At 47.2% G+C, this 21,176-nt stretch carries 20 protein-coding genes and 1 riboswitch; of the genes, 7 read left to right on the top strand and 13 right to left on the bottom strand.

The window, feature by feature from the left end:
* Positions 1-11 precede the first annotated feature (11 nt).
* From gspD to ACVLR6_RS01225, 11 genes are all read right to left on the bottom strand, one after another.
* Positions 12-2,261, bottom strand: a complete 2,250-nt coding sequence (gene gspD, locus ACVLR6_RS01275; RefSeq protein ID WP_455995688.1) for a type II secretion system secretin GspD — start codon at positions 2,259-2,261, stop codon at positions 12-14.
* Between the two features lie 40 nt (positions 2,262-2,301).
* On the bottom strand, positions 2,302-3,138 hold the full coding sequence (locus tag ACVLR6_RS01270; protein ID WP_455995686.1) for a type II secretion system protein N: 837 nt from the start codon (positions 3,136-3,138) through the stop codon (positions 2,302-2,304).
* Positions 3,138-3,878 carry a type II secretion system protein N gene (gspN, locus tag ACVLR6_RS01265; RefSeq protein WP_455995684.1) on the bottom strand — a complete coding sequence of 247 codons (741 nt, stop codon included), beginning with the start codon at positions 3,876-3,878 and terminating at the stop codon, positions 3,138-3,140. The genes ACVLR6_RS01270 and gspN overlap by 1 nt, the downstream gene beginning before the upstream one ends.
* A 163-nt stretch (positions 3,879-4,041) precedes the next feature.
* The gene (locus ACVLR6_RS01260) at positions 4,042-4,368 is read right to left on the bottom strand and encodes an H-NS histone family protein (RefSeq protein ID WP_005181647.1); all 327 of its coding nucleotides are present in this window, start codon (positions 4,366-4,368) and stop codon (positions 4,042-4,044) included.
* Positions 4,369-4,513: 145 nt separating this feature from the next.
* The gene (locus tag ACVLR6_RS01255; protein ID WP_005181644.1) at positions 4,514-4,942 is read right to left on the bottom strand and encodes an acyl-CoA thioesterase; all 429 of its coding nucleotides are present in this window, start codon (positions 4,940-4,942) and stop codon (positions 4,514-4,516) included.
* Between the two features lie 10 nt (positions 4,943-4,952).
* On the bottom strand, positions 4,953-6,146 hold the full coding sequence (locus ACVLR6_RS01250) for a heme biosynthesis protein HemY (RefSeq protein ID WP_127799618.1): 1,194 nt from the start codon (positions 6,144-6,146) through the stop codon (positions 4,953-4,955).
* A 2-nt stretch (positions 6,147-6,148) separates the two neighbouring features.
* Positions 6,149-6,994, bottom strand: coding sequence for a hypothetical protein (locus tag ACVLR6_RS01245; protein ID WP_455995682.1), 846 nt, complete (start codon positions 6,992-6,994; stop codon positions 6,149-6,151).
* Positions 6,991-7,770, bottom strand: a complete 780-nt coding sequence (locus ACVLR6_RS01240; RefSeq protein WP_455995680.1) for a uroporphyrinogen-III synthase — start codon at positions 7,768-7,770, stop codon at positions 6,991-6,993. Before ACVLR6_RS01240 ends, ACVLR6_RS01245 begins: the two co-directional genes overlap by 4 nt.
* Position 7,771: 1 nt before the next feature.
* Positions 7,772-8,689 carry a hydroxymethylbilane synthase gene (gene hemC / locus ACVLR6_RS01235; RefSeq protein ID WP_455996148.1) on the bottom strand — a complete coding sequence of 306 codons (918 nt, stop codon included), beginning with the start codon at positions 8,687-8,689 and terminating at the stop codon, positions 7,772-7,774.
* A 108-nt stretch (positions 8,690-8,797) separates the two neighbouring features.
* The gene (locus ACVLR6_RS01230; RefSeq protein ID WP_005181633.1) at positions 8,798-9,538 is read right to left on the bottom strand and encodes a LytR/AlgR family response regulator transcription factor; all 741 of its coding nucleotides are present in this window, start codon (positions 9,536-9,538) and stop codon (positions 8,798-8,800) included.
* Positions 9,539-9,593: 55 nt separating this feature from the next.
* On the bottom strand, positions 9,594-10,748 hold the full coding sequence (locus ACVLR6_RS01225) for a sensor histidine kinase (protein WP_104989206.1): 1,155 nt from the start codon (positions 10,746-10,748) through the stop codon (positions 9,594-9,596).
* Here ACVLR6_RS01225 and argH point away from each other — a divergent pair.
* Positions 10,739-12,169: an argininosuccinate lyase gene (gene argH, locus ACVLR6_RS01220; protein ID WP_171065096.1), complete on the top strand. Its 1,431-nt coding sequence runs from the start codon at positions 10,739-10,741 to the stop codon at positions 12,167-12,169. The genes ACVLR6_RS01225 and argH overlap by 10 nt on opposite strands.
* A 21-nt stretch (positions 12,170-12,190) precedes the next feature.
* Complete coding sequence (locus tag ACVLR6_RS01215; protein WP_005181625.1) at positions 12,191-12,460, top strand: oxidative damage protection protein; 270 nt, start codon at positions 12,191-12,193, stop codon at positions 12,458-12,460.
* Between the two features lie 732 nt (positions 12,461-13,192).
* Here ACVLR6_RS01215 and phoU read toward each other — a convergent pair.
* Both phoU and abuO read right to left on the bottom strand, forming a co-directional pair.
* A complete protein-coding gene (phoU, locus tag ACVLR6_RS01210) occupies positions 13,193-13,915 on the bottom strand; it encodes a phosphate signaling complex protein PhoU (RefSeq protein ID WP_005181619.1) in 723 nt (240 codons plus the stop codon).
* Between the two features lie 124 nt (positions 13,916-14,039).
* A complete protein-coding gene (abuO, locus tag ACVLR6_RS01205; RefSeq protein ID WP_455995678.1) occupies positions 14,040-15,380 on the bottom strand; it encodes a multidrug efflux outer membrane protein AbuO in 1,341 nt (446 codons plus the stop codon).
* A gap of 348 nt (positions 15,381-15,728) precedes the next feature.
* Here abuO and ACVLR6_RS01200 point away from each other — a divergent pair, with 348 nt between their 5' ends.
* The 5 genes from ACVLR6_RS01200 (at position 15,729) to dksA (ending at position 21,175) form a co-directional block, all read left to right on the top strand.
* Positions 15,729-16,751 carry a hypothetical protein gene (locus tag ACVLR6_RS01200; protein WP_455996146.1) on the top strand — a complete coding sequence of 341 codons (1,023 nt, stop codon included), beginning with the start codon at positions 15,729-15,731 and terminating at the stop codon, positions 16,749-16,751.
* Between the two features lie 60 nt (positions 16,752-16,811).
* Positions 16,812-16,942, top strand: a riboswitch (TPP riboswitch).
* Between the two features lie 84 nt (positions 16,943-17,026).
* Positions 17,027-18,922, top strand: a complete 1,896-nt coding sequence (thiC, locus tag ACVLR6_RS01195) for a phosphomethylpyrimidine synthase ThiC (protein WP_005181616.1) — start codon at positions 17,027-17,029, stop codon at positions 18,920-18,922.
* Between the two features lie 77 nt (positions 18,923-18,999).
* Positions 19,000-19,608 carry an NUDIX domain-containing protein gene (locus tag ACVLR6_RS01190; protein WP_005181612.1) on the top strand — a complete coding sequence of 203 codons (609 nt, stop codon included), beginning with the start codon at positions 19,000-19,002 and terminating at the stop codon, positions 19,606-19,608.
* A 21-nt stretch (positions 19,609-19,629) separates the two neighbouring features.
* A complete protein-coding gene (locus tag ACVLR6_RS01185; protein ID WP_455995676.1) occupies positions 19,630-20,433 on the top strand; it encodes a metallophosphoesterase in 804 nt (267 codons plus the stop codon).
* Between the two features lie 214 nt (positions 20,434-20,647).
* On the top strand, positions 20,648-21,175 hold the full coding sequence (gene dksA, locus ACVLR6_RS01180; RefSeq protein ID WP_016659695.1) for an RNA polymerase-binding protein DksA: 528 nt from the start codon (positions 20,648-20,650) through the stop codon (positions 21,173-21,175).
* Position 21,176 lies beyond the last annotated feature (1 nt).

Raw genomic sequence — 21,176 nt, 5'->3', positions numbered from 1 at the left:
TGTCCGCTCTGTTAAGAGCGCGGTCTTAAGGTGGTCGTGGTGGTGGTATTGGTAGTATTGCTGACTTGCGGGCTTAAGGTCTGACGCTGCAGCGCCGGTTCTACCGCAACGGGCGTGGTCACCACAGCCGCCCCCGACTGTGCCGCAGGGGTCGCGGATGGCACCTGCTGATAACGGGTTTGATTTAGTGGAGTTTTAGACACTGGCACCCGCTGCTGATAGATATCTTCCACCCGCTCCGGCAGTTTGGCAAAATTACCATCCTGATCCAGTGCCAGTTGCAAGCTATACAGCTGACTATAACGCTGCTGCGAAATCCGGCGGATATCATTCTGATCTCCAACAATGGTCGGGTGAATAAAGATCAGCAGATTACGCTTCTGATTGGACTTACCATCGGAACGGAATAAACGTCCCAGTCCTGGAATGGCACCCAACCCCGGCACGGCCTGGCGAGAATAGGCAGTGTTATCTGAAATAAGACCACCCAAGACAATAGTCTGACCATGCTCGGCCAGAATTGAGGTTTTAATTGCGCGTTTGCTGGTGACCAAGTCCTGCGCCTGACCTTTGCTGGATTTAACCCCAGAAACTTCCTGTTCCACTTCCAGACGCACTGTGCCATTTTCGCCAATGTGCGGCACCACTTTTAGGGTGACCCCGACGTCCTTACGCTCAATGGTGGTATAGGGATTGACGGTACCATTTCCGGTACTGACCGAACCAGTGACAAACGGCACGTTCTCACCAACCACGATATAGGCTTCTTCATTGTCCATGGTGACAATAGATGGGGTCGACAACAGATTGGATTTGGTGGTTTCTTTTAAAGCTTGAATCAGCGCGCCATACAAACGGCGTGAACCATCACCACCTTCCTGATAATCTCCCAGCACCAGTGAGGTACCCGCGCCAATCGCGCCACCCGCACCCGCTGCACCTCCAGTTAAATAACCGGCGGCAATATTTTTCAGGCTGGAACCCAAGTTATCAAAATTGATCAGGCCAATGCCACTGCTTAAATCACCCAAGGCCCATTGCACGCCAAGCTGATCGGCATCGGTGCCTTCTACTTCAATAATCGCGGCTTCAATGAGAACCTGTTGACGGCGTGTATCCAGCTGCTGAATCGCAGATTCAATTTCACGCATCAGCTGTGGATCGGCTTTGACCACCAGGGCGTTCTGGCTACTATCGGCAATAATACTGACGCCATTGCCATTAAAGCTGGTGATCTGGCTCTGCTGATCAAAACCGTTATTCAGGGTAATACTTGGCGAGGTACTGCCCGTGCTATTGCTGGATGTGCTGTTACTGCTGTTATTGACCAGATTGCTAACGCTATTATTACTGCTGTTTTTCGTATTGGAAGATGAACTGCTGACCGCCTGCCCCGATACTAGCCCTTGCAGAATTTCCGCCAGGCTTTGCGCACTGGCATATTTTAAGCGAAAGACTTTTAAGCCGCCGAGACGGTCGGCCGCCGGCACATCCATCATTTCAATCATCTGGCGGATACGCTTGCGGGTGGCGGTATCACCTTTAATGATAATGCGATTGGTCCGGTTATCCGCCACAATTCGCACCCGCGAACCTTTGAGATCTTTGGCATTGCCGGTCGAACTCATTGACTCCAATAGCCCGATCACTTCTTCGGCCTGACTGGACTGTAGCGAGATGGCTTCAATATCATTTTGGCCGGTGCCATCCAAATTACGGATAATATTTTCCAGCTGATAGATATTGCTGGCCCGGTCCGAAACAATCAGGGCATTGGTGCCGGCCACCGCAGACAGGTGGGCAAATTGCGGCATTAAAGGCCGTAAAGCCGGAATCATGTCATTGGCATTGGTATTTTCCAGCCAGATGACCCGGGTCACAATCTGGTCGCCGCGCGCATTCTGGCGTGCATCAAACGGAATTCCGGAGCTTTTGACATTGTTATCTGGCACCAGCTTGATGGTATTGCCCGAGGGAATAGCCACTACCCCATTAACATTAAGCACGCCCAGAAACAGGTCATAGACTTCATTGCGGTTCAACGGCTTGTTGGAAATGACCGTAACATTGCCGCGCACCCGTGGATCAACCGCGAAGTTCTTGCCGGTAATATCGGCCACTTCATTAATAAATGCAGTCAGGTCAGCATCACGTAAATTAATTTTCCAGGTTTGTGCATAGCTCGCCGTACTTACCATAGCCACCAGAGGTGCACCGACCATCAATGCCCAAAGCGGACGCTCATGATTTAATAAAGCCATAATCTACCGTGTTTCCTAACCCTATAAGGTGACAAATCCGTCACTTAAAATCTTGTTGTACCGTGATGACCTGGTCACCACGCTGAACTTCCAGTCTGACCTGACCCTCCTGTCTTGCCTGTTCCAGCAATTGGGCTTCATTTTGCCCTTGTCCGACAGTCTGACCATTTAAGGATAAAATCCGGTCGCCTGGTTGTAATCCCAATCTGCTTCTGAGTGCCGCCGGTGTCCGTGCGGTAATTTCATAACCCTGACCATTGCCACTATTCACGCCCATATCCTGTAAATAGCGTTCCCGGTCTTGCTGAATCTTTTGCACTGCCTGACCAATCTCATTTTGCGCAGTTGTTGCCGGTGCCGGATTTCTGTTGGGTGCAGCTGGGCTTTGTGTCGGCACAATCGGCTGATTCAGCCCGTTTTCAATGCCTTTAAACTCTATCTCACGGGTGGCGCCACTGCTATGACGCAAAACCACCCGATCCCAGTACACTTCAGCCAACTGATAACCACTGCCTTCAATCACATCGCCGACGCGATAGCGCTCTGCCACCTCATTGACTTTGAGCACGGCAGAAGAAAACTGGTTGGGATAACCGACCATCACGCCTTGTAATTGAAGGTTCAGATTGTCTTCGGCCTGCGTACGCTGGCTCGCTTCATGAAACAAGGCAAAACTGCTGATATTCGGTACACGCAGCTGCTGCGAACCCAGTTCGACCCGATCCAGTTGCATCGCTTGAGGTGGCGCCAGTAATAGCCAGAACAGACTGGCCAGCTTCCAGCATAAATACAGAATCAGCAGCGCCAGCAATAACGGTGCGACACGATCGGCCTGTTTCAACTGGAGAGTCTGCAACTGTTCCCAGATTTTCTGCATCAGAAGCCTCCCTTGAACAGAGGCTGGCGGGTACTGATTACATAGGTATCGGCACCAGCCTTGCCTTCATAAGAAGGAACATGCATCAATAAACGCTGGGTCAGCTGCACATCCAGCATCATCTCCTGATCCAGACTCAGGTTTATCATTTTCTGGTCACGTGCATCACGCACATCAATTTTCAGTTTTCCGCTTTCATCCGACAGTGTGCCTTTCAGCGTGGGCACGGTCATGCGCTCTTGACGCTGGGCAAACTGATACACCAGCTCCCCGCCGGCCCAGTTGAGCTGGCCCTGTGCCTGGGCAAACCCTTGCTGCTTGCTATAGTTCAGATCGATATTTTGTAATTGAATCGGATTGGTCGGCCATTGCCAGTCGACCAGGGTTTTTAGAGTTTCTGGCGCAACACGGCCATGTACAGCGTTCAGCATGAAGGTCCCAAAACGGTAACCCATCATGCCTTTTAATTCGGTATGACCACTATGGATTTCAACATCGGCTGCCACTTTCAGCAATAACAGGTCTAAAGGACGCGTATTCCAGCTTAAGCTGCCACGCAACTGTCCCTTGTGCCAATCTGCCTGCCCCTGCCAGATGTTACCACTGACATTATGTAAACTCTGATTGTTTTTATAAAACTTTGAAATTAACCAAGCTGCAGGAATCTGTAATAACACAAAAATTAAAAAAGCAATGATGGCGAAAATCCACCACGTGATGTATCTCGGTTTCTTTATCATTCCACCACGACCAACCTATCTAATGCATTCATGAACAAATTGTTATTTTCATGCACACATTATGCACACTTTTTTTACAACACCAACGGATACACATAAAAAAACCAAGCAGTTCTGCTTGGTTTCGACACTCTAGTGCGCTTAGATGACAATCTGATGAAGTTTAGATCAAGAAGTCTTCAAGCTTGGCACCTTTTTCCAGTTCTGCCACTAACCAGCGCGGTTGCTTACCACGACCTGTCCAGGTTTCATTGGCATTGGCTTTATTACGATAACGCGGCTCTACCGATTTACGTACATTCTTTTTACGTTTAGACGCACCAAACTCAAGAATCTGTTCAATGCTTAAACCCGCATTTTCAGCAATTGCCAAAATCTGATTATATGCATCTTCAACTGCCTGGTCCTTTTTCGATGCAATTAATGCTTCCGCTTCTTCCTGCAAGCGCTTTAATTGTTCTACAGACAAATTACTAATATCGGGCATCATATTTACTCCACAAGTATGCTTTTATATTAATTTACTTCAATTGCATTAATACATCATATTTTTATCTGAATTAAGTTTCAATCATTATTTGAAATGAAAAACAATTATTAACAGAGATAAATAATCTATTTATTCGGGATTAGAATTAATCCAGATAATGCCCCACACTATTTTCCAAAGCCAAAATATGCTGCCGAATCGACTCGGGTAATGGCATTTTCTGCATACTTTCAGAATTCACACAAACCATGATGGCTTCTGCACTCGCGACTACAGCCTGTTGCTGCTCGCTCCATAATATATAATGCATGCGAAAAGCACTATTTCGGATTTCCTCAACCCGTACACCTATTTTTAAGGTATCCGGATAAAATACCGGACGCATATATTTGCACTGATTTGATGCCACTACCGTCGAAAAGGATTGCTGCATCATTCTGATCTGATCCATATAATGAATGCGGGCACTTTCAATATAGCGGTAATACATCACATTATTGACATGACCGAGCGCATCCATATCGCCCCATGCCACCACTTGTTGATGAATTACTGGATAATCGGTTAATTGCATGCGACTTTACCTAGATTTTAATTTTCATGAAATGACTATTATTTTCAAACACCAGATTTAACTGCTGCTGTAAATGCGGTTGATCTTTTAATGCCGATTTAATTCTTAAATAGTTCATTAAAATATGTTCCGGATATAAATCCAGAAGCTGTGCTGCATCGTCATGACGACCGGTAGCTTCCAATATATGCCATTTGGCAAAACTCAATACCGGTAAAGCAGGATATTGCTGTTCCCACTGATTCAGATAATCTTCAATCTTGAGATAATCCGGTACCGGTTTTAACAGCTGCTGCTGGAACCATAAATAGAACACATCCTGATGAAACTGTTCAGACAGTAAATGCACCGCCAGATGCTCCTGCTGCTCTCCCATATCGCTTAAGCGTACCAGCACTTTTAACCACAGCACTTTAATCGCATACGGCTGGGTAAATATCTGCCCTGACAGATTGCAATAACGCTGTTTTAAATCCTGCAATGCTTCCGGTGTGGCCTGCTCAAAATGCTGCAAGATTTGCTCAAGCCATAACTGCTTGCTGTCCAGCCCTAAATGCCCATATTGGGTCGCACGCAAATATAACCATGGATACTGCAGCGCAAACTCTCCCCACAGTGCGGTTAAGCGCTGTTCATAGGCTTGTTTAACATCTTTGAGCCACGGCGACAGTTGATGGCCATTTAAAAATTCCAGATGGGTCAGGGCTTTTTCCGGTTGCTGCTGCGCCAGATAAATTTCAATACGCTGCAACTCGGCCAGCTCAAAGGCCATGGCCTTGCTCTGGTTTAACATCTGCAAAGCCACCGGATAATCCTGCTGCATCAGCGATAGGCGTGAATGAATCACGGCTTTTAATAAACCAGACTGGTTAAATACCTGACGGATAAAGGCGTCCTGCTCACGCGCGGCATCCAGCAGCCAGATTACTGCCATTTGCTCATAAGGATGTAAATGCTGGAAATCAAACACCGCTGCCTGCTTACGCTGTTCACGGCTTAAATAACGCTTTAGCATCGCCCAGATCAGCTGCACCACCAGACTGATCAGCATCAATAAAATTAAAAGCACCCAGATATTGGTCTGTAACTGCCAGTCACGCCAATACAGATAAACATAGCCCGCGCCATAGCCATAACTGAATACACTGAGCAAGGCCACCAGCACCAACGTGACCAAGACATAGGCCAGAACAATCTGCTTCATGATCATTCATCCAATAAGGTGCGGCTGGTCAGCACCGGCACAGGAATCACGGTCAGGCTCTGAATTTCCGCCAATTCAGCGCTTAACTGCTGCGCCCCCCGATCCGGCAGCGGCTGTAACAGATGAAGAATTTCAGTCAGCTCCTGCTGATAATTCAGATATTGGCCTTGTCCTAATAACTGACGTGCCAGTAATAAACGCAGCTGCGCTTCTTTTAACAGCAATTGACGCTGACTAAGCACCGTCGCTGGCTGCTCGGCGGCTTCCAGCTTCAACCATTTGTGCCAGAAGGCCGGATTGGCCGCTTGCGCCGGCTGCAGCTGCGGCTGCTGGATTTCCTGACGCAACAGCTGATCCAGCTGCTGTAGAGCCTGAGTGACCTGCTGCTGCTGGGCACTGCGCTGTGCAGCAAATTGCTGGATCAGCTGCCGGTCTTTACTCAGGGTTTGATGCAGGCTTTCGGCCAAGGCCGGTGACAAAGCCCACTGATTCAGCTGAACATCCAGTACTGCCAACTTTTCCAGTGCATACGGATATTGCGCCTGCTTTAAGGCAAATTCGATCAGTTCCAGCTGCTGTTGAAGCATCTGCTGCGGCGTGATCGTGGTCTGGCTGATCTGCACTGTAGTATTAGTTGCAGGCGCACTTGAAGATGCTGACGGTGAAGGATTGCTACTCTGGCGCTGCAAAGCCACCAGCTGGTCATTGAGATTGGCGCGGCTTTTTTCCGCCTGATGCATACTCTGAGACAATTCGGACTGCTGCGCCGTTATTTTAAATACGTCATAGCTCAGCTTTAACATCCAGGCCAAGCCGATGATCAATAATAAAATAAGTAGCTTCTTCATGCGTGTCCTGATTTAAGCTCAATCTGCTGCAGTATTGTTTCTGTTTTTAAATTCGTCAACTTGATCAGTTGAAAACGGGTGTGATGCTGTTGTTGATAATCCATCAACAGCGCTTCCAGGCGGTCACCCAGCACCAGATAACGTCCCCGGTTCAATAATTCTTTTTGCGCTTGACTCAGCCGCAACCAGTTTAACCAGCTGGCCTCACTGCTAATCAGCATCCAATAGTCCCGGTGCTGCTGCAGTTGTGGCAATAGCGCGGGCATCTGCTGAATCGACGCGGCCGGACACTGACGCTGATATAAAATAAAATTCAGAATCTGCATTCCGGCCTGTTGCAGGCTGTCCATCATAAACTGACGACCGCCTTCACCGCGCCAGAAGGCAATACATGAACCGGCCGCCAGGGATTTTAATAAAGGCAGTTCCAGCATGCCTTCCGAGGTTTCAACCTCCGGCATGGCGCTCGAAATTCCGTATTCTGCCAGTACCTGCGCCGTTTTTTCACCAACCGCAATCCACTGTAAATGTTGTAATTGATCGAGATGAATACCGCTTTGCGCCAGATACTCCATCCCGATGTGTACCGCGGTCGGGCTGACCACCACAATCCGCTGCGCCTGCAGTAATTGCTGGTACAGCTGTGCCAATGCATCGGACCAGGGACAGGCCTGTAATTCCAGCAGAGGCAGCTCAATCACCGACCAGGCCTGTTGCCTTAAAGCCTGTGACAAGGTACAGGCACGATCGGCCGGGCGGGTATTAATAAACAGCATCTTAATATAAGGCTTTTAGCAGCTCACCTGCCCCTTGTGCCAACAGGTTCTGTGCCAGTTGTTCACCCAGCTGTTCGGCCTGCTCGGGTGCCGCACTGAGCTGTGCGCTTAACAAGGTCTGGCCATCGACACTGCCCACCCGGCCTTCCATCGACAGCTGGCCATCTTTTAAAGTGGCATAACCGGCAATCGGCACCTGACAGCCACCTTCCAAATAAGCATTAAACGCACGTTCTGCGCGTACACAGACATTGGTTTCATCATCCATCAACGGCAAAATCAGCTCGAGTACGGCCTGATCATTAGTCCGGCATTCCAGCCCCAAAGCGCCCTGACCCACGGCCGGCAAACTCACTTCAGGCGCGAGCGTATGACGAATCCGCTCACTAAGGCCCAAACGCTTCAGGCCGGCACTGGCCAGAATAATCGCATCATATTGACCTGCATCCAGCTTGGACAGACGGGTACCAACGTTACCGCGCAAATCAATAATCTCCAGGTCAGGGCGTGCTTTTAAAATCTGGCATTTACGGCGCAAACTGGACGTTCCGACTTTGGCACCCTGCGGCAAGTCCTGAAAGCTGGCATAAGTATTGGACACAAAGGCATCCAGCGGATCTTCACGCTCGCAAATCACCGCCAGGCTTAAGCCTTCTGGTAGCGCCATTGGCACATCTTTCATGGAATGCACAGCAAGGTCAGCACGACCATCTAGCAAAGCTGCTTCTAATTCTTTGACAAACAGTCCCTTGCCCCCAATTTTGGCTAAGGGGGTATCGAGAATTTTATCACCCTGGGTCACAAAGGTGACCAACTCCACGTTTAGACCGGCATGTAAGGCTTCTAAACTCGCACGAATGTATTCCGCCTGCCATAATGCCAGCGGGCTTTGTCGAGTTGCAATTTTCAGGGTGTTCATCATGTCAGTGAAAGCAAATAAAAGGATTCCCTTAAACTTAACCTGATCGCTTGAAAATGCAAGTCAATTTGCACCCTGAGATGGCGAAAAAGCCATTTCAGCCGGTGCTTACAGTTTCTGAATACGTTCTCTTAAGGTCGGTAAATGACGACGGCTTACTGCCAGACGTTCTTCCAGTTCACGACAACGCACCTGATATTGACCGGTATTAATCACTTCCAGTCCTTCAAGATAATGAATCGAGACCAGTGCATTGCGATGAATCCGAATAAACTGGTCGGCAAATTCATGCTCCAGGTCTTTTAAGGTTTCGTCAATCAGCACGCTGCCATTTTTATGGCGCACGGTGACATATTTTTGATCTGCTAAAAAATAATAAATATTTTCTACAGGCACCAGTTCAACACCACGATAAGTTTTCGCCGTGATCTGGTGGCGTTTTATATTCAATTCTTCCATATTTTCTTTTTGTTTTATGTGACTCAGCTGGGCTTGCGTGAGTTTGGTTAAGTGATCTAAAACCTGCTGCAATTCCTGTTGCATGACCGGTTTTAATAAATACCCTTCTGCCTGCGATTTAAATGCATCAAGTGCATGCTCATCATAGGCGGTACAAAAGACAATTGCCGGCATGGGGTCAAGCTCGCGCAAATGCTGGGCGCAGCTTAGTCCATCCATTTCTGGCATCTGAATATCTAATAACACGACATCTGGCTGATGTTCATCTGCTAGCTCAATGGCCTGCTCACCATGACTGGCGGTTGCCACCACCTGATGTCCAAGTTGAGTCACCAAGCGGGCCAAACGCTCAGTTGCAAGAGGTTCATCATCACAGATCAGAACATCCATTTATCCCTCCTTTACGTTAAATCATTTATTTTTATAGCTTAACGTGAATTTTTTTTTATTTATATGGATACTGTACCACGGTGGTATACATGCCCTCCCCTGCATACGTTTGAAAGACCACCTTTCTTCCATAAAAGGCGCGTAGACGCTGTTGCACATTTTGAATTGCAATACCATGTCCTTGTCGTAAATTCATTTTAGCGTTTACGTAAGGGTTTGTAATGACGATATTGACTTGATTTTCCAAAATTTCTACCAATACGCTAATGGTACTCGGTCTGGATATTTTTTCAACACCATGAAAAATACTATTTTCCAGTAAAGGTTGTAAAGTTAATAAGGGAATTTGTACCTGACTGAGCAGTTGCGGCTGTTCAATTTTCCATTCCACCTGCAAGCGTTCACCCAGACGAATCTGCTCAATCTCCAGATAACGCTGGCATAATTCAACTTCTTCCTGCAGCTTGACCAGCTTGACTTCCTGTAAACTGGCACGAAACAGACGTGACAGATTGAGCAGCATCTGCTCGGCTTTTTCAGGATCAATCGCAATCAGGCTAATGACATTATTTAAACTGTTGAATAAAAAATGCGGATGGATACGCGCTTGCAAGGCATGCACCTTGGCCTTTAGAGCACTTTGCTCGCGCAGATAATTCTGTTCGCGCAAATATAAATAGCGAAAACAGAATGCTCCCAGCAAGATGCCATAACTTAAATGCAAATCCAGCCCGCCCCCCAGCTCGGCTGCAGTCAAGTCACGCAGATGAAAATTCTGGCCAAAATGCGTCAGCAGATTCAGGCTTAAAGTGGTCACCAGTACAATTAGCTGTAGCAATAAAAAACCAAAACCGAGCGAAAAGCCCAGACTCATCCGGCCCAAACGTCTTTGAAAATATTCAATAAAGGCAGTAAAGGCCAGCAGCACCCAGTTAATATACAGCACATATTGCAGCAGCCTTGAGCCGGTTAATGCCTGCCAGCCCTGCGCTTCAGCCAGTGCCAGCACCATGGCCAATACATTGCTGGCAATAAATAATTCAATTAGATGTTGCCAACGCCCTATTTTCGTAAAAAAATAACTGTAATTTTTTTCATCAGCCGTATCTGCAAAAGATGATCTCACCTGCCCTTCGGCAAGTGATTCCGAATTTGTTATACTCGTTTTCAAATTACTGCTTTTTATTCTATTGAGCCGACATGACCACATCTTCTAATTCCTCAAATCCGTCACAAACCCAGACTTCGGGTATGTGGGGCGGTCGTTTCTCTGAAGCTACTGACGCATTTGTTGCTGAATTTACAGCATCTGTCCAATTTGACCAACGCTTTTATAAACAAGATATTGCCGGTTCAATCGCCCATGCAACCATGTTGGCCAAAGTTGGCGTGCTGACTGCACAGGAACGTGACGACATCATCAACGGCTTAAACACCATTAAAGCCGAAATTGAAGCGGGTCAGTTTGAATGGCGTATTGACCTTGAAGATGTGCACATGAACATCGAATCACGCCTGACCCAGCGTATTGGCATTACCGGTAAAAAACTGCACACCGGCCGTAGCCGTAACGACCAGGTGGCGACTGATATCCGTCTGTATGTGCGTGATGAAATTGATGCCATTTTAGAATTATTGAAAAAACTACAAACTGGTATTCTAAGCCTGGCGGCAAAAAACACTGACACGATTATGCCGGGCTTCACCCATTTACAAACTGCTCAACCTGTGACTTTTGGTCACCACCTTATGGCCTGGTTTGAAATGCTGGTACGTGACTCTGAGCGCTTAATTGACTGCCGTAAACGTGTGAACCGTATGCCACTCGGTTCAGCTGCACTGGCAGGTACAACCTATCCAATCGACCGCGCCTATACCGCAGAATTACTGGGCTTTGATGCCGTGGCTGAAAACTCTTTAGATGCAGTATCTGACCGTGATTTCGGGATTGAATTTAACGCTGCGGCATCGTTAATCATGATGCACCTGTCACGTATGTCGGAAGAACTGATTCTGTGGACCTCAGCCCAGTTTAAATTTGTGAATATTCCTGACCGTTTCTGTACCGGTTCATCGATCATGCCGCAAAAGAAAAACCCGGATGTCCCTGAACTGGTTCGCGGTAAAACCGGCCGTGTTTATGGCGACTTAATGAGCCTGTTGACCCTGATGAAAGGTCAACCACTGGCCTATAACAAAGACAACCAGGAAGACAAAGAGCCTCTGTTTGATGCAATTGATACTGTACGTGGTTCACTGATGGCGTTTGCTGACATGATTCCGGCATTGGTGCCTAACATTGCAGAAATGCGTGAAGCAGCGCTGCGTGGTTTCTCTACTGCAACCGACCTTGCGGATTACCTGGTGAAAAATGGCGTTGCTTTCCGTGATGCCCATGAAATTGTTGGTAAAGCGGTCGCACTGGGCGTACAGGAAGGCAAAGACCTGTCTGAACTGACCCTGGAACAGCTGCAGCAGTTCTCTGACCTGATTCAGGCCGATGTATTTGAAAAAGCCCTGACTCTGGAAGCTTCAGTGAATGCACGTAACCATATTGGGGGGACTGCTCCGGCACAAGTCGCTGCTGCGATTGAACGCGCCCACGCCCGTTTAGAGCAACTTTACGCTTAATCATAAATTCGGAGTATGGATATGTCTCGACAAGTATTTTGCCGTAAGTATCAGCAAGAAATGGAAGGCTTGGACTTTGCCCCGTTCCCGGGTGCCAAAGGTCAGGAGTTATTTGATACCGTGTCTAAACAGGCCTGGAACGAATGGCTGAAACACCAGACCACGCTGATCAATGAAAAGCGTTTAAACGTGTTTGAAGCAGATGCGAAAAAGTTTCTGGAAGAACAACGCGAAAAATTCTTCAATAATGATGAAACTTTAGAAAAAGCCGAAGGGCTAAAGCCTGAGTAAAACTTAAAGCGCTGCTTTAAGTTTTACGCAAGACAAGGACGAAGTCCGCGTAGGCTTTCATGCAAAAAGAATCTCCATTTTTTGGGGATTCTTTTTTATGCACGGTTATACAAATTACGCAAGACAAGCGAAGCGCGTGGGCTTAAATTTGAAAGGCTCCAGAAATGGAGCTTTTCTTTTACTCTATCCAAACCCAAGATCAACCACTGCACATAGGGTTTTATCTCGGAAGATGCTTTTAGCCTTTAATCCAAAAAAATTTCATCGATAAAAAATGAATTCCTCTTCATTCACCCATTTCAGGCTTGGCACAGAAAAAGTAGATGAACTTTGTTGTTTTCCAGCCGCAAGCTCCCTGTTTATAGTGAGCTTAAGGTGATTGGTTTTTATTGAATTGACAGGTATATCTGGACAACTATAAAGTTTTACTTCACCAAAATCAGGGGTTTATAATTTAGATTAAAATTAACCTATTTAACCGATTAGTATTGTAACTGGCCGATACATTTGTTCATAAAACTCAACATTAGACTACAATAAGCTTAAAGATTTCCGCGCATCATCTTCCTATAATAACAATCAAGGAGATGGAAGCATCTCTTATAATAGATATAAATATCCCCGATTTCGATCTCAGATTTCCCCCAAAATCTGGGATTTTTTTTATCCATTTTATGCGTAATCCATAAAAAAAAGCCTGAAATTATTTCAGGCTGTTTCTGGTATTCAAACTTAGCGTTCTTGAACTTTCTGTTCAATTTCTTCCATGCTGGTATGACGCACATCCAGACCTTTGACCATATAAATCACTTGCTCGGAAATATTACGCGCATGGTCACCAATCCGCTCTAGGGAACGCAGTACCCACATTACATTGATGACGCGGGAAATATGACGTGGATCTTCAATCATATAGGTCATTAAAGTCCGGGTGGCCGACTGGTATTCACGGTCGATATCGGCATCGGCCAGCAGTACACGTAAAGCCTGATCGACATCTAAACGGGCAAAAGCATCCAGCGCATCATGAATCATGACTCGCACCTGGTTACCAATATGACGGGTCTCCATATAACCGCGCGGCGAGCCCCCTTCTTCACATAGGCTTTGTGCAATCCGGGCAATTTTGGCCGCTTCATCGCCAATACGTTCCAGGTCGGTATTGGCCTTGCTCATGGCAATCACCATGCGCAGGTCAATTGCAGCGGGATGACGGCGCGCCAAAATCAGGGTTAATGCTTCATCAATTTCAGTTTCCAGACGGTTCACTGCATTGTCCTGAAATTGCACCTCTATTGCCATCGCGGCATCTGTGTCCAGCAATGCATGAATCGCATTGGCCACCTGCTGCTCTACCAAGCCACCCATGGTCATGAATTTTGTATTGACATCCTGTAGATCTTCATTAAATTGAGAAGAAATATGGTGATTTAACACAGGATTATTTGGACTCAAGAGATGTACTCCAATGCAATAATAACGGACTTATTTGATCATTGATTATTAAATCACATTAAACATTAAGCTTTTATGACAATTTAAACAAGTGCCCGATTGCATCATTTTATTTTATTGAAATTTAAGGTTTTTCTATTAACCACAAGTTCATCTCGGCCAGATCTTTTTCACTGAGTTGCCCCACCGATGCCCGGAGGCGCAGCACATTAATCAGATAATCATATTTGGCATTCAAATAGTCCTGCTTGGCCGAAAAAGCATTACGCTGGGCCAGCAGGACATCGACCATGGTTTTTAGGCCTTCATGATATTGGGCACGGGAGGCGCGCGATACCAGTTGCGCCGATTGCATGGCCGCCTGTCGTGCCTGTAACTTGGATTGATCGGTTTCCACCTGCAAATAGGCACTTTTTACATCGGTATTGGCTTTACGGATGGCCGCATCCAGCTCGGCTTCGGCTTTATCGACATTCACGGCTGCTTTCTGGATATTGCGCTGGGTACGGCCGCCGGTAAACACATTCCAGTTCATTTCAATGCCGACCTGATCAAACTGACCATCCTGAGAAATCAGGCTTTGTGGCGTCTGCTTGTTATAGCCATAAGTACCGACCGCTTCAATTTGCGGATAACGCGCGGCCTGCTCCACCCGTTTCTGGTCTTCAGCATAACGCTGCTGCAAGCGGGCCTGTAAAATGGACAGGTTCTGACTTTGTGCCAGCTCGGTCCATGCCTCTAAACTGGCCGGATAAGGCTTTTGGAACTGAAAGTCATCTCGCAGTACCGCCAGATTTTCACGATATGGCCCGATCAGCTGCGCCAGTTGTTCCTGTGCCAGCACCAGCTGCACATGGGTAGCAATCCGGCTGGCCTTGGCATTTTGATATTGCGCCTCGGCTTCGCTGACATCACTGCGTGCGACCAGTCCCTCGCGCAGCTTGGCATTCATCATGTTCAGCTGTTCCAGCAGTGCCTGCTCTTCCTGCAAATAGGCCGTCGTTAAAGACTGCTGGCGCAGCACATTAAAATAGGCTTCGGCCACATTTAAAATATGCTCCTGCTTTTGCAGTCTTAAGGTGACTTCACTGAGACTGAGTGAGGTTTTGACCTGTTTTAGGCCTTCCCAGGCATCCCAGCGGAATAAAGGCTGGCGTGCAGTGACACTCACCTGACGGGTGGTGGTTGCTGAAGGCGACAGGCTTTCAGAGCTGACTGGAAAACCTGGAATTGTCGCAGCATTGGCGTCCTGACTGCGCCGGGTGATATTGCCAGACACAGTCACGGTCGGCAGCAAATTGCCTTTGGCAATGCCTAAATTCAGTTGATCGGCTTCATATTGCAACAGATTGGCCTGCCAGTTCGGGTCGGTGGCTTTGGCACGCTCATAGGCCTCGACCAGATCCAAGGCTTGCGCCCAAGGGCTAAACAACAGCAGGCCCAATACACATATTTTTTTCTTCATTTTATTCGTTTAACTCATCTCGCCAAAATGGCCATGTCTCAGTCAAGCATTGACTCAATTTGCTCCATAGTAGCGATTTATCGCATTTTTTTCGTATGTTTTTGATTATTTTTTTATATTTTACCGCTTTAACTCAAGCAGCAAGCTGTCCAGTTGAGTTGAGCCAGGAGCGCACTCACAGCCATGTAACCAAACTTCAGCACAACGCTACAATTCACCGGCCCGAAGCTGGTTACAATAGCGCCATACATTCCGCACTTGTTATTTTTTTGCTGCTTTTTTAATTGGGTTATCGTGAAGCTTATTTCTCCCCGCTGGCGTACTTTACTGCTCAGTTTATGTTCTGCAATGGTTTTGACCGCGTGTCAAAGGCCAGAACCTCCTGTGGTCATTGAACAGAAGCCGAAGCAGGCTGTGGCTGAACAGGCGGTCGATTTAAAGTCGATCTGCCGCGGCATTGAACAGGAAATGCGCGAGATTAACCAGCAGCGCACCACCTTTGCCCTGGAACAGATTAACCAGGATTTAAAAGTCTGTTTGCCGCTAATGGATTTCCCCGACCAGCAGCATCTGCTGGAACTGTCTGCCCAGATGTACCAGAATTTTCTGAAAGTCGAACGTACCGCCCAGCAGCAGACCGCTTTTGATCAGTATGCCTTTGATCTGGCCCAGCATCCCACCATTCAGCAAAGCCATTTCGAACAGTTTGCCTTACGCGACCAGTATCTGCTGAAACACAAAGGTCAGGCCTATGTCGACCTGTATGATGCCGGTGAAGGGCAACTGGTCTATCGGCGTAATCCGCAGTATCTGGCCCGTATCTTTGCGCCTTATCTGCCCGATGCCGAAAGGATTTTTATTGAAAATCTGGCAGAGCAGAATATGCAACGCCCGATTCGTGATGGCGGCCTGACCATTGATGCCCAGGAAGTGGTGCGTCGCGCCCTGTTCTGGGAAGATTATGTCAAAAACTATCCTGACAGCAGCTATATCCGCGATGCGCGTTATCTGGATCAGGTCTATCGTATGTTCCTGTTTAAAGGCACCTTAAATACCCCGGTTTCAGACAGCTATGAAGCAGAATATGCGATTCAACCCAGTGTCTGGTATGAAATTGAAAAGCTGGCCAAGCTGGAGCAGTCGCGACTGGCAGATCAGGCGCGTAAATTCCGCAGCTTTGTGCAGATGTCGCCACAGGAACGGCGTAACCGTATTCCAGTCAGCCTGACCGCACAGGAACAAAACAATGAACGTGCCAACACCCTGGCGCTAAAGCAGCTGTCCCATTATCTGGATTTACCGCTAAACGGCTTAATTCCGACCCGTGACTGTTTTAGCGATGCGGTCTGTATGCCTTATCAGAATAACTAAGCCACCCACCAATTTGGCAGTTTTATCACTGGCCTTTTTAAGCCAACCTGTTAAGATTTAAGCAGCTTGACGGAGCGCGAGTAAATCCTCGCTGAGATTGTGTAATTGTCTAACCGTATAGATGATTAAGCACAAGTACCGTTGAACCTGATCAGGTTAACACCTGCGTAGGAATCAAGCGCAACTAAACCTTAAGTTTCGATTTATTGTTCAGGATAAATCCGTTTCGTTTTGGTCGTGCTTGATTCGTTGATGCTCTTCATAAGGATCATGGTATGAACCAATTAACGAATCTTTCTTCCGAGGCTATTTCTGCTCAACACGAGCAAGATGCCAAAGACCTCACCCGTATTTTACCCGCTTCGAGCAAAGTCTATATCCAGGGCTCACGTGAGGATATCCGTGTCCCGATGCGCCAGATTGAACTGACTGAAACCCCAACCAGTTTAGGCGGTGAACACAATCCGCCGGTAATGGTCTATGACACCTCTGGCGTTTACACCGACCCGGAAGTCAATATTGATCTGAACCAGGGTTTACCGAATGTGCGTGAACGCTGGATTGAAGAGCGTAACGATACTGAAATTCTGGATCAGCTCAGTTCTAAATTCGGTCAGGAACGCCTGCGTGACATCCGCACTGCCGACATCCGTTTTGCCCATATCCAGAAACCGCGCCGGGCCAAACGCGGGCATAACGTGACCCAAATGCACTATGCCAAACAGGGCATTATTACTCCGGAAATGGAATACATCGCCATCCGTGAAAACCTGCGCCAGCAGCAAGGCGTCGATATGCGCCAGCATCCGGGACAAAACTTTGGCGCACAAAATCTGCGTGAAATTACCCCGGAATTTGTACGTCAGGAAGTCGCTGCCGGCCGCGCCATTATTCCCGCCAACATTAACCACCCTGAAATTGAGCCGATGATTATTGGCCGTAATTTCCTGGTGAAAATTAATGCCAATATTGGTAACTCGGCACTGGGTTCCGACATTGCCGAAGAAGTGGCGAAAATGACCTGGGCCACCCGCTGGGGCGCCGATACCATCATGGACCTATCGACCGGGAAAAATATTCATGAAACCCGCGAATGGATTATCCGTAACTCACCCGTGCCAATTGGTACCGTGCCCATTTATCAGGCCCTGGAAAAAGTCAACGGCGTGGCAGAAGACCTGACCTGGGAAATCTTTAAAGACACCCTGATTGAACAGGCCGAACAAGGTGTGGACTACTTCACCATTCATGCTGGGGTACTGCTGCGTTATGTACCGCTGACCGCCAACCGCCTCACCGGTATTGTGTCACGTGGTGGTTCAATCATGGCACAGTGGTGTCTGGCGCATCATGAAGAAAACTTCCTGTATACCCACTTCGATGAAATCTGCGAAATCATGAAAGCCTATGACGTGTCGTTCAGTCTGGGCGATGGTCTGCGTCCGGGCTGTATTCAGGATGCCAATGATGAAGCACAATTCAGCGAACTTCGTACCCTGGGCGAGTTAACGCATCGCGCCTGGGAACATGATGTGCAGGTGATGATTGAAGGCCCGGGCCATGTGCCAATGCATATGATCAAGGAAAATATGGATCTGCAACTGGAAGTCTGCAAAGAGGCGCCGTTCTATACCCTTGGTCCGCTAACCACCGATATTGCACCGGGCTATGACCATATTACCTCGGCCATTGGGGCCGCCATGATTGGCTGGTATGGCACGGCCATGCTGTGCTATGTGACGCCAAAAGAGCATTTAGGTCTGCCGAACAAGAAAGATGTTAAAGACGGTATTATCACCTACAAGATTGCTGCACATGCCGCCGATCTGGCCAAAGGTCATCCGGGTGCGCAGGCGCGTGACAATGCCCTGTCCAAAGCCCGCTTTGAATTCCGCTGGGAAGATCAGTTTAACCTGAGTCTGGACCCGGATACGGCGCGCAGTATGCATGATGAAACCTTGCCGAAAGAAGCACACAAATCAGCGCACTTCTGTTCGATGTGTGGACCGAAATTCTGCTCCATGAAAATCACCCAAAATGTGAGAGATTATGCGCAAAATCAGAATCTTGCTAAAGAAGCCATGCAAAGTGATACAGAGGTTGCGGAAGGTCTCAAAGCCATGAAGGAGACCTATCAGCAGACTGGTCAAAAATTGTACCACGACGTCTAAACTATCGAAAAAGAGTTTGTGTTCCATTTAATCTCAGTTAGGATGAAAACTGATGTTCTTCATCCGTATGATGTTTTATGGAAATACTTAAACAGGCGACCTATGGTCGAAATGAACTGCGCATTCAACAGCGTGAATTCTTGTTTCGTGGCTTTATTCAGGTTGAAAAAGTCAGTCTGAGCCATCGCCTGTTTAATCAAAACCACTATACACCGGTCATTCATCGGGAGTTGATTCAACGCCCGGAGGCAGCCGGTGTATTGTTATATGATGAAAAAAAACATAAATTTGCATTAATAGAACAATTTCGTATTGGGGCAATGGATGATCAGGATTCTCCCTGGCAACTCGAAGTCATTGCGGGCGTACTCGATGGTGATGAATCACCGGAAAGCTGCATTCGCCGTGAAACCCTAGAAGAATCAGGCTGCGAAGTTGAAGAACTGCAGCATCTGTTTACCTTCTATCCTTCTGCAGGAGCTTGTGCGGAAATCTTTCATTTATATAGTGCGAAAGTAAATTTGCCTGAACAAGGCGGTGTGTTTGGTCTTAGTGAGGAAGGCGAAAATATTCAATTGCATATTTTTGAGTATGAGCACTTACCGATCTTATTGGCCAATGGTCGGCTCAGGAATGCGCCGCTGATCATCGCCCTGCAATGGTTACAACAACAAATTAAACCATAAGGAATGTCTAAGGGGTCAGGCATGACTTTTATAAGCAAAAATACACAAAGCTGGACCATCGTCCAGATTTCAGACACACATTTAATGGATCAGGAAGACCTTAAATTTGTGCAGATGAATCCGGAACACAGCTTTCATGGCATCTTGCGTGATATTCAGCAACGTTATCCTGAGCTGGATGCCATTGTTCATACCGGGGATCTGGCACAGGTGCCAGTGCCGGCGACCTATGCGCGCTATCTGGCATTTATGCACCGCCTGAATATTCCGTTTTATCAGATTCCAGGCAATCATGATGAGGTGGAGTATTTTCCGTTTCACCAGCAGCAAAACCGGGTACATGCCATTCATTTGGGTCGCTGGACCATCATGCTGCTGAACAGTGCGGTCAAGAATCAGATTGATGGCCGGATTGAACCCTCCCAGCTCGCGCAACTGGACCAGCTGTTAACCGAACATGCCGGCCAGCATGTGATTCTGGCCTGTCATCATCATCCTTTTGCCATGCAGTCACATTGGGTCGATCAGCATAAACTGAAAAATACCGCAGATCTGACTGAAGTGATGGTCAAGCACCAGAATATTAAAGCGGTTTTATTTGGCCACGTGCATCAGGATTCACTAAACATCTGGAACAATATTCCTTTTTATTCAACGCCTTCGACTTCAGTGCAGTTTAAACCACACAGTGATGATTTTGCCCTGGGACAGGAAGCACCGGGCTATCGGGTCTTGCATTTAAAGGACAATGGCGAGTTCGACACACAGGTGCATCGTGTTGAAAATTTGGTCGGTCAAATAAATAATGAAATTTCAGGTTATTAACTTTTCATTTTAATCTTTTTGCTTTAAGTTATGGCTGCGAAGGAAAACGTGATACGACGAAATCCAAACATCAAAGACTATCAATATACATAAAAAGTCTATATGATGACGACCCCCGAAGGGATAATCTTCTCCTTGGGAGTGGATAAAAACACTTGCATATCACCATATTTTTTGCGTATAGATAATACGTATATGATGAGGAATGCCCTACATGGCGAATGACAACCAAAATCAAGTCTTGGACGAACAAACAGATGTTGTAGAGGAAAAATCTACAAAGCGCGTGCGTAAGACAAAGCCAAAGGCGTCAGAAGGTGGTTCTACTGCTAGCTTATTTGGTATTGAGCCTTATCAGCCGAAAAAAAATGAAGAATATATGTCTGAGGGCCAGCTTGAGCACTTCCGTCAGATTCTCTTGGCCTGGAAAGCCGAGCTGATGTCTGAAGTTGATCGTACGCTAAACACAATGCAAGATGAAAATACTGCATTGCCTGACGTAAACGACCGCGCCACTCAGGAAGAAGAGTTTGCCATCGAGTTACGTACCCGTGACCGTGAACGCAAACTGATCCGTAAAATTGAACAATCCATTGAAGCCATTAAAAACGATGACTACGGTTTCTGTGAAACCTGCGGAATCGAAATTGGTTTACGCCGTTTAGAAGCGCGTCCAACTGCGACTTTGTGTATTGACTGCAAAACTTTGGCAGAAATCAAAGAGAAGCAAAATAACGGTTAAG

Source organism: Acinetobacter sp. T63, from assembly GCF_053852345.1.
Note: the sequence above shows the minus strand (reverse complement) of the source record. Positions and strands in the feature narration are given on the sequence as shown.

Bases quoted from the DNA above. Each gene is read 5' to 3' on its own strand.
- ACVLR6_RS01240 (WP_455995680.1), bottom strand. From the start codon at position 7,770: ATGCTGTTTATTAATACCCGCCCGGCCGATCGTGCCTGTACCTTGTCA.
- ACVLR6_RS01225 (WP_104989206.1), bottom strand. From the start codon at position 10,748: ATGTGGTCATGTCGGCTCAATAGAATAAAAAGCAGTAATTTGAAAACG.
- ACVLR6_RS01190 (WP_005181612.1), top strand. From the start codon at position 19,000: ATGGAAATACTTAAACAGGCGACCTATGGTCGAAATGAACTGCGCATT.
- ACVLR6_RS01185 (WP_455995676.1), top strand. From the start codon at position 19,630: ATGACTTTTATAAGCAAAAATACACAAAGCTGGACCATCGTCCAGATT.
- gspN (WP_455995684.1), bottom strand. From the start codon at position 3,878: ATGATAAAGAAACCGAGATACATCACGTGGTGGATTTTCGCCATCATT.
- ACVLR6_RS01230 (WP_005181633.1), bottom strand. From the start codon at position 9,538: ATGGATGTTCTGATCTGTGATGATGAACCTCTTGCAACTGAGCGTTTG.
- ACVLR6_RS01215 (WP_005181625.1), top strand. From the start codon at position 12,191: ATGTCTCGACAAGTATTTTGCCGTAAGTATCAGCAAGAAATGGAAGGC.
- argH (WP_171065096.1), top strand. From the start codon at position 10,739: ATGACCACATCTTCTAATTCCTCAAATCCGTCACAAACCCAGACTTCG.
- gspD (WP_455995688.1), bottom strand. From the start codon at position 2,261: ATGGCTTTATTAAATCATGAGCGTCCGCTTTGGGCATTGATGGTCGGT.
- thiC (WP_005181616.1), top strand. From the start codon at position 17,027: ATGAACCAATTAACGAATCTTTCTTCCGAGGCTATTTCTGCTCAACAC.
- abuO (WP_455995678.1), bottom strand. From the start codon at position 15,380: ATGAAGAAAAAAATATGTGTATTGGGCCTGCTGTTGTTTAGCCCTTGG.
- ACVLR6_RS01270 (WP_455995686.1), bottom strand. From the start codon at position 3,138: ATGCAGAAAATCTGGGAACAGTTGCAGACTCTCCAGTTGAAACAGGCC.
- ACVLR6_RS01255 (WP_005181644.1), bottom strand. From the start codon at position 4,942: ATGCAATTAACCGATTATCCAGTAATTCATCAACAAGTGGTGGCATGG.
- ACVLR6_RS01200 (WP_455996146.1), top strand. From the start codon at position 15,729: ATGGTTTTGACCGCGTGTCAAAGGCCAGAACCTCCTGTGGTCATTGAA.
- ACVLR6_RS01250 (WP_127799618.1), bottom strand. From the start codon at position 6,146: ATGAAGCAGATTGTTCTGGCCTATGTCTTGGTCACGTTGGTGCTGGTG.
- hemC (WP_455996148.1), bottom strand. From the start codon at position 8,689: ATGAACACCCTGAAAATTGCAACTCGACAAAGCCCGCTGGCATTATGG.
- ACVLR6_RS01245 (WP_455995682.1), bottom strand. From the start codon at position 6,994: ATGAAGAAGCTACTTATTTTATTATTGATCATCGGCTTGGCCTGGATG.
- dksA (WP_016659695.1), top strand. From the start codon at position 20,648: ATGGCGAATGACAACCAAAATCAAGTCTTGGACGAACAAACAGATGTT.
- ACVLR6_RS01260 (WP_005181647.1), bottom strand. From the start codon at position 4,368: ATGATGCCCGATATTAGTAATTTGTCTGTAGAACAATTAAAGCGCTTG.